The organism is Psychroflexus salarius, assembly GCF_900129035.1.
Taxonomy (GTDB): domain Bacteria; phylum Bacteroidota; class Bacteroidia; order Flavobacteriales; family Flavobacteriaceae; genus Psychroflexus; species Psychroflexus salarius.
The window spans coordinates 173,742-185,978 of record NZ_FQTW01000002.1 but is presented as its reverse complement, the minus strand read 5'-3'; the positions used below and the strand labels follow the sequence as shown (position 1 = coordinate 185,978).

The 12,237-nt window shown below is 33.5% G+C and carries 14 protein-coding genes; 8 read left to right on the top strand and 6 right to left on the bottom strand.

Annotated features, from left to right (window positions below; all coding sequences use genetic code 11):
- Positions 1–29 precede the first annotated feature (29 nt).
- On the top strand, positions 30–917 hold the full coding sequence (gene era, locus BUB82_RS04085) for a GTPase Era (RefSeq protein WP_073192224.1): 888 nt from the start codon (positions 30–32) through the stop codon (positions 915–917).
- Here the strand turns inward: era and BUB82_RS04080 are convergent.
- Positions 910–1,419, bottom strand: a complete 510-nt coding sequence (locus BUB82_RS04080; protein WP_073192223.1) for a hypothetical protein — start codon at positions 1,417–1,419, stop codon at positions 910–912. The two genes, era and BUB82_RS04080, sit on opposite strands and share 8 nt — an antisense overlap.
- Positions 1,420–1,531: 112 nt before the next feature.
- Here BUB82_RS04080 and der point away from each other — a divergent pair, with 112 nt between their 5' ends.
- The 3 genes from der to BUB82_RS04065 are packed head-to-tail and all read left to right on the top strand — an operon-like array spanning position 1,532 to position 3,551.
- The gene (der, locus tag BUB82_RS04075) at positions 1,532–2,833 is read left to right on the top strand and encodes a ribosome biogenesis GTPase Der (RefSeq protein WP_073192221.1); all 1,302 of its coding nucleotides are present in this window, start codon (positions 1,532–1,534) and stop codon (positions 2,831–2,833) included.
- A 54-nt stretch (positions 2,834–2,887) separates the two neighbouring features.
- Positions 2,888–3,355, top strand: coding sequence for a hypothetical protein (locus tag BUB82_RS04070; protein ID WP_073192220.1), 468 nt, complete (start codon positions 2,888–2,890; stop codon positions 3,353–3,355).
- A complete protein-coding gene (locus BUB82_RS04065; RefSeq protein ID WP_317041048.1) occupies positions 3,345–3,551 on the top strand; it encodes a helix-turn-helix transcriptional regulator in 207 nt (68 codons plus the stop codon). Before BUB82_RS04070 ends, BUB82_RS04065 begins: the two co-directional genes overlap by 11 nt.
- Positions 3,552–3,642: 91 nt before the next feature.
- On the opposite strand, the gene BUB82_RS04060 is transcribed toward BUB82_RS04065, so the two are convergent.
- Genes BUB82_RS04060 through BUB82_RS04040 form a run of 5 tightly spaced genes read right to left on the bottom strand, consistent with a single transcriptional unit; the run spans position 3,643 to position 6,807 of the window.
- On the bottom strand, positions 3,643–4,449 hold the full coding sequence (locus BUB82_RS04060; RefSeq protein ID WP_073192218.1) for a TPM domain-containing protein: 807 nt from the start codon (positions 4,447–4,449) through the stop codon (positions 3,643–3,645).
- Between the two features lie 3 nt (positions 4,450–4,452).
- On the bottom strand, positions 4,453–4,893 hold the full coding sequence (locus BUB82_RS04055) for a TPM domain-containing protein (protein ID WP_073192216.1): 441 nt from the start codon (positions 4,891–4,893) through the stop codon (positions 4,453–4,455).
- A 3-nt stretch (positions 4,894–4,896) separates the two neighbouring features.
- The gene (locus BUB82_RS04050; RefSeq protein WP_073192214.1) at positions 4,897–5,499 is read right to left on the bottom strand and encodes a LemA family protein; all 603 of its coding nucleotides are present in this window, start codon (positions 5,497–5,499) and stop codon (positions 4,897–4,899) included.
- A 1-nt stretch (position 5,500) separates the two neighbouring features.
- On the bottom strand, positions 5,501–5,830 hold the full coding sequence (locus tag BUB82_RS04045; protein WP_073192212.1) for a MerR family transcriptional regulator: 330 nt from the start codon (positions 5,828–5,830) through the stop codon (positions 5,501–5,503).
- Positions 5,831–5,832: 2 nt separating this feature from the next.
- Positions 5,833–6,807 (bottom strand): M23 family metallopeptidase, encoded by a 975-nt coding sequence (locus BUB82_RS04040; protein ID WP_073192210.1) that lies wholly within the window; start codon positions 6,805–6,807, stop codon positions 5,833–5,835.
- A 106-nt stretch (positions 6,808–6,913) separates the two neighbouring features.
- Between BUB82_RS04040 and alaS the strand changes: the two genes are divergently transcribed.
- The 4 genes from alaS to paaE all read left to right on the top strand — a co-directional run bounded on the left by alaS (position 6,914) and on the right by paaE (position 12,236).
- The gene (gene alaS, locus BUB82_RS04035; protein ID WP_073192208.1) at positions 6,914–9,520 is read left to right on the top strand and encodes an alanine--tRNA ligase; all 2,607 of its coding nucleotides are present in this window, start codon (positions 6,914–6,916) and stop codon (positions 9,518–9,520) included.
- On the top strand, positions 9,521–10,474 hold the full coding sequence (locus BUB82_RS04030; RefSeq protein WP_073192206.1) for a GSCFA domain-containing protein: 954 nt from the start codon (positions 9,521–9,523) through the stop codon (positions 10,472–10,474). It abuts the gene before it with no gap.
- 3 nt (positions 10,475–10,477) lie between these two features.
- A complete protein-coding gene (locus BUB82_RS04025) occupies positions 10,478–11,056 on the top strand; it encodes a TetR/AcrR family transcriptional regulator (RefSeq protein ID WP_073192204.1) in 579 nt (192 codons plus the stop codon).
- 106 nt (positions 11,057–11,162) lie between these two features.
- Positions 11,163–12,236, top strand: a complete 1,074-nt coding sequence (gene paaE / locus BUB82_RS04020) for a 1,2-phenylacetyl-CoA epoxidase subunit PaaE (RefSeq protein WP_073192203.1) — start codon at positions 11,163–11,165, stop codon at positions 12,234–12,236.
- Position 12,237: the final 1 nt, after the last annotated feature.

Sequence of the window (12,237 nt, the reverse complement as noted above, 5' to 3'; positions counted from 1 at the left end):
GCTCAATTTTTTTGAATAAAATTTTAATTATGAAACACAAAGCAGGATTTGTAAATATCATTGGGAATCCCAATGTGGGAAAATCAACATTAATGAATGCTATTCTTGGTGAAAAATTGTCAATTATAACCAATAAAGCTCAAACCACACGTCATCGAATTTTAGGTATCTTAAGCGATGAAAATTACCAAATGGTGTTTAGTGATACACCAGGAATTATAAAACCGGCTTATACCTTACAAGAGTCGATGATGGATTTTGTGAAATCTGCTTTTCAAGACGCTGATGTACTTATATATTTGGTTGAAACAGGTGAAAAAGCTTTAAAGGATGAAGATTTTTTCATTAAACTTCAAAATACAGCTATTCCAGTCATTTTATTGTTGAATAAAATCGATTTAAACGATCAAGAATTTGTTGAAGAGCAAATCGATTATTGGAAACAACAATTACCAAAGGCTGAAGTCTACGCCATTTCGGCATTAAATAATTTCGGTGTAGATAATCTCAAATCTAGATTAGTTGAACTACTTCCTGAATCACCTGCGTTTTACCCTAAAGATCAACTCACAGACAAACCTGAGCGCTTTTTCGTCAATGAAAAGATTCGTGAACGTATTTTAGTTCATTATAAAAAAGAAATACCTTACAGTGTAGAAGTTGAAACTGAAGCCTTCGAAGAGTCTCATAAAATCATTAAGATCAGAAGTATTATTATGGTCGAGCGTGATTCACAACGCGGTATTATTATCGGTCATCAAGGTAAAGGAATTAAGCGTATTGGTACTGAAGCTCGAAAAGACTTAGAGAAATTCTTTGATAAAAAAATTCACCTAGAATTGTATGTAAAAGTTAATAAAAACTGGCGTAGCAATCCCAATCAGCTTAAACGCTTCGGATACGATAATTCTAACTAATTACATTTGCCAAAACCTTAAGCAGCTGTTTTGACTGAGGTGCTGCTTTTTGTCTGTTATTCCTTGCAAAAACGTATAAACCAATCCACAATAAAGCAATCGTAAGCATTAAACTATAAGCTAAGATGTTAGAATTTCCTAAAGTGGTATTGGTGTAATATAAGGTCAATACCCCAATAAAAGCTAAGCCTAAAAAGAAGTGTACAAACATAAACATCGTCCACAAATTTGGGTCAGGCCCAAACGTGCAATGCAATATGCAATGTTTTTCTCTTTGCTCAATTTCAACATGTAAACGCGGAGAATAATAGCGCTTTTCTATTTTTTGAATGGACAGCCAAATATGCTCGTCTAAAGACTTGATGATCACATTATTTTTAGACTGATGATTTTTTTCAGCTGAAAAACGTTTTTGAATATTAGCATCATTAACTTCAACTTTAAATCTAGGTTTTAGCTGAAGTTGCTCATTTAATTCTTCTACACTTAAAATTTTAGCCATAAAATTATAAAAAACTAAAAGTACATAAATTTTCAAAATTAGAGCTTAGCTTAAGTATTTCAACTATATCTCTAAATAATGACGTAAATTTGCAAATTATTAATTATCACTCATGGGAATTGTAGCAGTAGTAGGCCGACCAAACGTAGGCAAATCAACTTTTTTTAACCGTTTAATCAAAAGGCGTGAAGCCATTGTAGATGCTGTAAGTGGCGTTACAAGAGATCGGCATTACGGTAAATCTGATTGGAATGGAAAAGAATTTACCTTAATTGATACCGGCGGTTATGTTGTTGGTAGTGATGATGTTTTTGAAGCAGAAATCGATAAACAAGTAGAACTTGCCATTGATGAAGCTGATGTAATTGTGTTTGTAGTTGATGTGACTTCTGGGATTACTCCAATGGACAATGAAGTGGCTAAATTACTTCGAAAACACGATAAGCCTGTAGTTTTAGCGGTTAATAAAGTCGATTCTAACAAGGCACGCCTAGATGCAGTTGAGTTTTATAATTTAGGTCTAGGTGAGATTTATTGTATTTCCGCAATTAATGGAAGCGGAACCGGTGAATTGCTTGACCAAGTTGTTGAAGCACTTCCAGAAGATGCTGTTGACGATTTTGATGAGCTACCCAAATTTGCCGTTGTCGGCCGACCAAACGCTGGAAAATCATCATTTATTAATGCTTTAATTGGCGAAGACCGCTACATTGTAACTGATATTGCAGGGACAACGCGGGACTCAATCGATACGCGATTTAATCGCTTTGGTTTCGACTTTAAATTAGTGGATACGGCTGGTATTAGACGTAAAGCTAAAGTAAAAGAAGATTTAGAGTTTTACTCTGTCATGAGAAGTGTTCGTGCTATCGAAAACTCAGATGTCATTATTTTAATTTTAGATGCCAATCGCGGTTTTGATAGTCAGGTTCAAAATATTTTTTGGCTAGCAGATAAAAATAGAAAAGGGATTGTAATTCTTGTCAATAAATGGGACTTAATAGAAAAGGACACCAATACACTGAAAGATTACAAAGCAGCTATTCAAGCTCGAATTTCACCTTTTACAGATGTACCAATTGTATTTGTATCTGTTTTAAATAAACAACGTATATATAAGGCTATAGAAACAGCTGTTGAGGTTTATAAAAACAGAAGTAAACGCATAAAAACACGTGAACTTAATGATGTTTTACTGCCAATTATTCAAAATTATCCACCACCGGCAACAAAAGGTAAATATGTAAAGATTAAGTTTATAACGCAGTTGCCTACACCGCAACCTCAATTTGCTTTCTTCTGTAATTTGCCGCAATACGTTAAAGAACCTTACAAACGTTTTTTAGAAAATAAATTACGTGAACATTTTGATTTTACAGGTGTTCCGATTTCAGTTTATATGCGTAAAAAGTAAATTATTTTTGACATTTGTAAATTATTGTTTACATTTGGTATAAAATAATTGACTATGCAAACGTATTTATTTCCAAATTCAGTAAAACTAGTAGGTTGGCTTATTTTTAGTATTGGTATAATTGGTGGTTTAGTGGTTTTATCAAACGACTTAGAACCTGAGTTTTTTGATGTGAAGCTACTCAGTTTTTATACTTCAGATAGCTTTGATTCTGATAAAAATGGTTTTTTCATTTGGACTTCCCAAAATATTTTAAACGATTTGGCAGGTACTTTTGTGATTATAGGCGGAATTTTAGTTGCCTTTTCTAAAGAAAAAATTGAAGATGAGTTTATAGCTCAACTTCGGCTATCATCACTAGCTTGGGCAGTTTACGTAAACTATGCTGTTTTGATTTTAGCATTTATTTTTGTTCATGGTTTAGACTTCTTTTCTATAATGGTTTACAATATGTTTACCTTACTTATTATTTTTATTGCAAGATTTCAAATAAAATTAAAATTGAGTTCAAATGGAAGGTAGCATAAAAAACCACATCAAAGTTTGGCGTGCCAAAAAAAATATGACACAAGCCGACTTAGCTAAAGCTATTGGTAGTAGTCGTCAAGCAGTTAACGCCATAGAAAAGGGTAAATATGTACCTTCAACTTTATTGGCATTAAAAATGGCTGAAGCGTTTACAACCACTGTAGAAGAAATTTTCGAAATCGAGCAATAGAAGAAATACCACACATTCTACAAGATGAGACAAAGAGAAAGGCAATTAGAAACTATTTATTTATCTTATTTTATAGGAGATTTGGTATAATTTACCAGCTTCCGCTAGCGCCTCCGCCGCCAAAGCTTCCACCGCCAAAGCCACCACTAAATCCGCCGCCAAAACCACCTGAAGATGAACCGCTGCCAAAACTGCCGCCGCCAAAGCCACCTCGACCAAGACTACTTAAAACTAATATATCAAACAAATCAGGTGAGCCTGAACGTCTACCACCTGAGCCACCACCATTGTTTTTACGACGTGATGCAATAATAAAAATAACAATCACAATTAAGATGGGAAAGATTAGAAACGACCATGAAACGTCACTATTTTTATTTTTAATGGCTTGAGGATCAAATTTTCCTGCTAAAACTTCAAAGATGGCTGAGGTTCCTTGGTCTAAACCTTTATAGTAATTTGCTTTTTTAAATTCAGGAATAATAATTTGATTAATGATTGTACTAGTTGTTAAATCAGTTAAGTAAGGTTCTAAGCCATACCCGTTTTGAATGCTTATTTCACGATCATTTTCAGACATTAAAATAATCAAACCATTATCATTTTTTTGTTGACCAATGTTCCATTTTTCTGCCCATTCGGCTGCTAAGAGGTTAATATTTTCTCCTTGAAGACTTTTTATACTTACAAAAACAATTTGTGTTGATGTTGTATCAGCATAGCTAATTAATTTTCTAGTTAACGCCAGTTCTTCATCTTGGTCAAGGATATCGGCTTTATCATAAACTGCAGTTTCAGTCTTAGGTATTTTTGGAATTGAATATTGAGCAAAACTAATTGCTGTAATTAGTGTAAAGACGACTAATACAAATAGATTTTTTGTTGATTTTAAATACATAAACTAAGCTTTTGAAATTTGATCTGAGAGTTCATTTTCATCGTCAGATTGGTAAGGAAAATGTGCTTTAAGTTCTTCTCCAGCTTTTAAAATGCCGTCAACTAGACCTTGAGAGTAATTACCTAGTTTAAAGTTACTAATTACAATATCTTTGGTACTTTCCCAGAAATTTTTTGGAACAACATCATTAATACCTTTGTCACCGCATATAACAAATTTATGATCTTCGATGGCAACATAAAATAAAACACCATTTTGTAGTTCGGTTTTATGCATTTCTAGTTTTTCAAAAACTTCTAAGGCTCGATCAAAAGCATCATCAGCAGGACATTTTTTTTCTACATGAACGCGAATTTCACCAGAAGTATTTTTCTCAGCAGTTTTTATGGCGTCAACAATATACTTTTCTTCTTTTTTTGAGATGTATGCAGATAAATCACTCATAACTTATTTATTAAAATCAAATTCAACATCAGGTGCATTTTGAGCGCCTTCATCGGCTTGATAGCGTGTCATTTCTTCAAAACCAAACCACCCAGCAAAAATACTGTTAGGAAATATTTTTATGTGTTTGTTATAGCTGCCTACGGTTTCATTAAATTTATTACGCTCTATATTAATACGGTTTTCAGTACCTTCAAGTTGGTTTTGAAGGTTCATAAAGTTTTGATTCGATTTTAAATCTGGGTATCGCTCCACACTTACTAAAAGTTTAGATAAGGCCGACGTTAATCCACTTTGTGCTTGACTAAAATTTTGAATTTGTGAGGCATTTAAATTACCAGCATCAATATTAACTGATGTTGCTTTTGCTCTTGCTTCAATAACTTCAGTTAATGTACTCTTTTCAAAATCAGCAGCACCTTGTACTGTTTTTACTAAATTCCCAATTAAATCGCTTCTGCGTTGGTAGGCGCTTTCTACATTACTCCATTTGGTTTTAGCATCTTCTTGTAAAGTTACAGCAGTGTTATTAAAACCTTTTGTCCAACTATAAAGTCCAATTGCCACTAGAACAATTATAATTACGGGGATTAGCCACTTTTTCATATTATAAATTATTTTTTATTTCGGTTAATTCTTCTTTTATACCTTTTAATTTACTGATCATTTCAAATTTAGATAAGGTTTGTTGCCGTTGTTCTTTAAGATGAGTTTTGGCACCTTCTAGTGTAAAACCACGTTCTTTAACTAAGTGATAGACAAGTTCTAATTTTTTTAAATCCTCATGAGAAAATCTTCGATTGCCTTTTGCATTTTTTTTCGGCTTGATGTCATCAAATTCTTTTTCCCAGAATCGAATCAGCGAAGTGTTAACGTTAAATGCTTTTGCTACCTCACCAATGGTGTAGTATAACTTATGTTGCTCACTTAATTTCATGTTTAATCTAAAGATTGATTTTCAAGTGTAGACATGTTAAACATGATATCGTATTCTTCAGGCGTTAAGTCGCCATGATAAAAATTCATCGGGTTGGTTGGTCGGCCATCTTTTCTGACTTCATAGTGCAAATGTGGACCAGTAGAAACACCTGTATTTCCAACTGTACCTATAATTTCACCACGTTTAACAGTTTGCCCGCGCCTAACATTTAAGTCTTTTAAATGTGCGTAATAGGTTTCATAACCAAAACCATGGTCTAAAATAATAAGATTCCCAAAACCAGAAGTTAAACGCGCCTTTTTAACTTTTGCATTTCCTGTAGCAAAAACTTCAGTGCCTCGCGGAGCTGAAAAATCCATACCATTATGCATTTTACGATACTTGTAAATCGGATGATAACGCATTCCATAACCTGAAGCAGTACGTTTTAAATCATCGTTTTTAACAGGTTGAATGGCTGGAATAGCTTCAAGTAATGCTTCTTTATTTTTAGCAAGTTGTACAATTTCATCTAAGGATTGTGATTGAATAGCAAGGCGTTTAGTTAAAACATCAAGTTTTTTTGAAGTTGATACAATGAGCTCAGAGTTTTCGAAACTTTCGAGATTTTCATAGCGATTTATTCCTCCAAAACCAGACTGACGTTGTTCTGAAGTTAATGGGTTGGCTTCAAAAAATACGCGATATATTTTGTTGTCTCGTTGTTCAATATCTTCTAAAACTTCAACTACATTGTTCATTTTTTTATCCAACAATTCATATTGAAGCTTCATTTGTGTAATCTCACGTTTGTACTTTCGCTCTTTTGGTGTTTCGATCCCTGGAATATTCAAGTAGAGCATTAACAGTAAAAAACTTGAAACAACTATACCGAGTAAAAAAGTAAGTACTACAGCAAATTTTTTACTTTTTTTAGCTTCAATTTTGCGGTAGGATAGGGTTTCACTATCGTAGTAATATTTTACTTTACTCATTCCTTAAATTTATAGTATTTTTGCTCAAGTTAAGCAAATTTATACCTTGTATCTTACAAAGATAAGACAAAACAAACTGAACACAAACATCAACTAGTAAAGCCTTATGAAATCCCAACAGTTACGCGATAAATTTTTAAACTTTTTTGCTTCTAAATCACATCAAATTGTGCCATCAGCACCGATTGTACTTAAAGACGATCCAAGCTTAATGTTTACTAACGCTGGTATGAATCAGTTTAAAGAGTATTTCCTTGGTAATTCTAAACCTAAGATCACTAAAATCACAGATTCACAAAAATGTTTACGGGTTAGCGGAAAACATAACGACTTAGAAGAAGTTGGTAAAGACACCTACCACCACACGATGTTTGAAATGCTTGGGAATTGGAGTATTGGTGATTATTTTAAAAATGAAGCTATTTCTTGGGCTTGGGAGTTTTTAACTGAAGTACTACAAATTGATAAAAACAGTCTTTATGTTACAATTTTTGAAGGTGACAAGGTTGATGGCATAGCAAAAGATACTGAAGCCTTTGAAATCTGGAAACAATTTGTTCCTGAAAACCGAATTTTACTTGGCAATAAAAAAGATAATTTTTGGGAAATGGGTGATCAAGGTCCTTGTGGTCCAGCTTCTGAAATTCATGTTGATATTAGAACCGATGCTGAAAAGGCCAAAAAGCCCGGTCACGAATTAGTTAATCAAGACCATCCACAAGTTGTTGAAATATGGAATTTGGTATTCATTCAGTTTAATCGTTTAGCTAATGGAAAATTGGTTGAGTTACCAGCAAAACACATTGATACCGGAATGGGTTTTGAACGTTTAGCGATGGTGATGCAAGGTGTACAATCTAATTATGATACAGATGTTTTTACACTAATTATCTCTGAAATTGAAACGATTACAGGTTTTAGTTACAGTAAAACTGAAGATGTAGATATTGCAATACGCGTTATAGCCGACCACGTAAGAGCTGTTGCTTTTGCTATTGCAGATGGCCAATTGCCAAGTAATAATGGCGCAGGTTACGTGATCAGGCGAATTTTACGTCGCGCGATTAGGTATGGTTTTACATTTTTAAAGATGAAAGAAGCCTTTATCTTCAAATTAGTTGATGTGCTAAGTAAGCAAATGGGTAAGGCATTTCCTGAAATCACAAAGCAAAAGCAACTTTGCCAAAATGTGATTCGGGAAGAAGAACATTCGTTTTTAAGGACATTAGATCAAGGCTTAACATTGTTAGACCAAATCATGCAGCAAAGTGCAACTAAAACCATCTCAGGAAAAAAAGTTTTTGAATTATACGATACTTTTGGTTTTCCTATTGATTTAACCGCATTGATTTTAGAAGAAAATGGTTTTACATTAAATCAAGACGAATTTAATGCTGAACTTGAACAGCAAAAATCAAGATCTAGAAAAGCGGCCGAAACTTCAACTGAGGATTGGGTGGTTTTAAGAGAAGATGATAAAGAAGAATTTATAGGTTACGATTATTTAGAAACATCGGTTAAAATCGTTAAATATCGAAAAGTTACTTCAAAAAAAAATGGAGCGCTTTTTCAACTAGTCTTTAATCTAACACCATTTTATCCTGAAGGTGGTGGCCAAGTTGGTGATAAAGGTTATTTAGAGTCACCTTCAGGTGATATTACCTATATTATTGATACCAAAAAAGAGAATAATTTAATTATTCACATTACAAAAAGTTTACCTAAAAATATTAATGCTACTTTTAATGCCGTTGTAGATGCTAATCAGCGTCAATGTGCTGCTGCAAACCATACAGCAACTCATTTATTGCATCAAGCTTTGCGTCACGTTTTAGGAACTCATGTAGAACAAAAAGGCTCAATGGTACATTCAGGAAGTTTAAGATTTGATTTTTCACATTTTTCTAAAGTAACTAGTGATGAATTAGTTAAGGTTGAAGCTTTTGTTAACGCTAGAATTCAAGAACAACTCAACTTAGTAGAAAAAAGAAATATACCTTATGATCAGGCCATAAATGAAGGTGCTATTGCTTTATTTGGTGAAAAATATGATGATACTGTAAGAACAATTCAGTTTGGGCAATCAACCGAATTATGTGGTGGAACTCATGTAAAAAACACAAGTGAGTTATGGAGTTTTAAAATTACTAGCGAAAGTTCAGTAGCATCTGGAATTAGGCGTATTGAAGCCATTACAGCAGAAGCGGTGAAGTCTTATTTAGATGATAAAGCCCAAAAACTAGCTCAAATAGAAGCCTTACTTAATCAGCCTAAAGATGTTTCTAAGGCTATTGATAAGCTTTTAAGCGAATCTGCGCAATTGCAAAAGGAAAACGAGCAACTTAAAGCTGAAAAAGCAAAATACATTAAAAGTGAATTAAAATCTCAAATTAAACCAATTAACGGAATAAATCGTTTAATAGCTCAAGTTGATTTAGACGCGGGTTCTATGAAAGATTTAGCCTTTCAATTAGGTGGAGAGTTTGATGATTTAGTTATAATCTTGGCTTCAAAATATAATAATAAAGCCTTGCTAACTTGTTATATTTCTAAGTCTATTGTTTCAGAAGAACTAAATGCTGGTAAAATAGTCCGTGAATTAGGTAAATATATTCAAGGCGGCGGTGGCGGTCAGGCATTTTTTGCCACAGCTGGCGGTAAAAAACCAGAAGGAATTCCTGATGCGCTTGAAGCAGCCCAAACACTTTTATAAATGAAATTTTTTAGTGAAGTTAATCTCCCAACATCAAATTATAAGCTTGATTATTCAAGTCAAATCTTGTTGTTAGGGTCATGCTTTGCTACCCATATTCATGACCAATTAAGCTACTATCAATTTCAAGCTAAAGCTAATCCGTTTGGGGTTTTGTTTCATCCTAAAGCTATTTTAAAAACAATTGAATTAGCGGCAGGATATCGTCAAGATTTTGAGTTGATTGAACATGATGGTTTACATCATTCTTTTTTGGCACATTCTTCACTATCAGCTTCAACCCAAGATGAGGTTATACATCAACTAGAAACTTCAACTGAAGTTCTACGCCAAGCACTTCAGCATTCTACTTTGATATTTATTAGTTTAGGAACGGCTTGGTATTATTCTCGACAAATAAATTCAGCATTTGTAGCCAACTGCCATAAAATACCATCTAAAGAGTTTGCCAAACACTTAAGTTCGGTGGCAGAATTAAAACAAGATCTTACTAAAATTGTTCGATTGGTTAATAAGTTAAATCCCGAGTCTAAGCTGGTATTTACGGTTTCGCCAGTTAAGCATCTCAAGGATGGTTTGGTTGAAAACTCTAGAAGTAAAGCGCATCTAATTGCTGCTGTACATGAATTTATAGATGAGTCTGAACATGATTTGATGTACTTTCCGTCTTATGAATTGTTGGTAGATGAGTTGCGGGATTATCGATTTTACAAGCCTGATTTAGCACATCCTAGTTTGTCTGCAGTTAAATTTATTTGGGAAAAATTTAAGTCGGTTTACATAGACCAATCAACTTTAGAGGTTATGAACCAAGTTGAAGCTATACAAAAAGGACTTCATCATAAGGCTTTCAATCCTCAAAGTGAAGCTCATCAAAAATTTATGGCTAATTTAGAAGTGAAAATAAGTCAATTAAAACAAAAGTTTCCTCACATGAATTTTATTAATAGTTAATTAATGACAAGACGAGATGAAATTATTAAACAGGCAGGACTTTTATTTAGCCTAAAAGGTTATTCGGCTGTTAGTATGCGTGATATTGCCAAGGCGGTTGATATTAAAGCGGCAAGTTTGTATAATCATTTACCATCTAAACAAGCTATTTTAGAAGCAATTGTCTTAAATCTGGCCAATACGTTTGTAAATCATATTCACGATGTCAATCAAAATCCTAGTTTTTCAACAAGACAAAAATTATCTGAAATCATTCAGCAACATATCGATTTAAGTTTGCAACAGCCTGAAAGCGTAGCTGTTTTAAATACAGAATGGATTCATTTAAATGGTGAAGCTTTAGATAAATTTAAAGCTAAGCGTTTTACATATGAACAAGAGCTAAGAGAAATCATAAAAAATGGTATTCAAGAGCAATCAATTACCAAACGCGACCCTGAAGTTATATTATTTTCAATTTTATCAACACTTAGAACACTCAATTTATGGGTGGCTAAGCGCAAACATCTCACTGTTGAAGACTTAAAAGCTGACCTAGAAACTATTTTGCTTTACGGTATAATAAGGCAGAATAAATCCTAACTTATAATTTCAAGTGTCTTAAAACTTTCTAGAAAATTAAAAATTAACATGATTTTTATTGATGTATAAACTAACAATTGTTAGTTTTGTGTAAATCGATTTATAAATGGCAAAATTTTTTCCGTTAAACGTTAGTGAGGTTTACAAAGAAACCGATGATTGCTCGGTAGTCACTTTCGACGTTCCTCAAGACCTTGCGCAAGAGTTTCAATTTCATCAAGGGCAGCATTTAACACTAAAAAAAATTATTAATGGTGAAAATGTAAGGCGTTCTTATTCGCTGTGTTCAAGTCCTGTTGAAGGGCAATGGAAAGTTGCTGTAAAGCAAATTTTTGAAGGTAAATTTTCAACATTTGTTAATCAAGAACTTAAAGCAGGTGACACTCTAGAAGTCATGCCACCAAGTGGAGATTTTGGTGTTGAGGTAAAGCCTGAGTCTGATAACACTTATGTCTTTTTTGCTGCTGGTTCTGGTATTACGCCTGTTTTATCGATGATAAAAACGCATTTGGCAGAAGAGCCAAATGCAAAATGTCAGTTATTTTATTTGAATAAGAACGCTAAATCAATTATATTTAAAGAAGAAATTGAACAACTTAGAAATAAATATTTCGGTCGGTTAGAAATATTTTATTTTTTAACGCGAGAACAACGTGATATTGAGTTGTTTAATGGTCGCTTTACACCTGAGAAAATTCAACAGTTAACTGAAACTGTTTTAGACGTAGATGCTGTGAGTGATTGCTTTATTTGTGGTCCAGAGCAAATGATATTCATGATTAGAGATGAGCTCGTTAAAAAAGGTTTATCTAAAGACCACATTCATTACGAGCTTTTTGTGACAGGTGTTTCTGAAGCAGACAAAAAACGTGCTGAAGCGGCTATGGCTAAACGAAAAGATGGAACTCAAATAACGGTTTTAGATGGCGGAAAAGAATTTCACTTTGAAATGTCTAAAACCGATGATAATATACTCGATGCTGCTTTAACAGCTGGAGCGGATTTGCCATTTGCTTGTAAAGGTGGAGTTTGTAGTACTTGCAAGTGTAAAGTGGTTAAGGGTGAAGTAGAAATGAAAATTAATTATGCGCTTGAAAAAGATGAAGTTGAACAAAATTTTGTTCTGAGTTGTCAAGCCATCCCAACATCAAAAGACGTTGTTGTCGATTTTGATGTTTAAA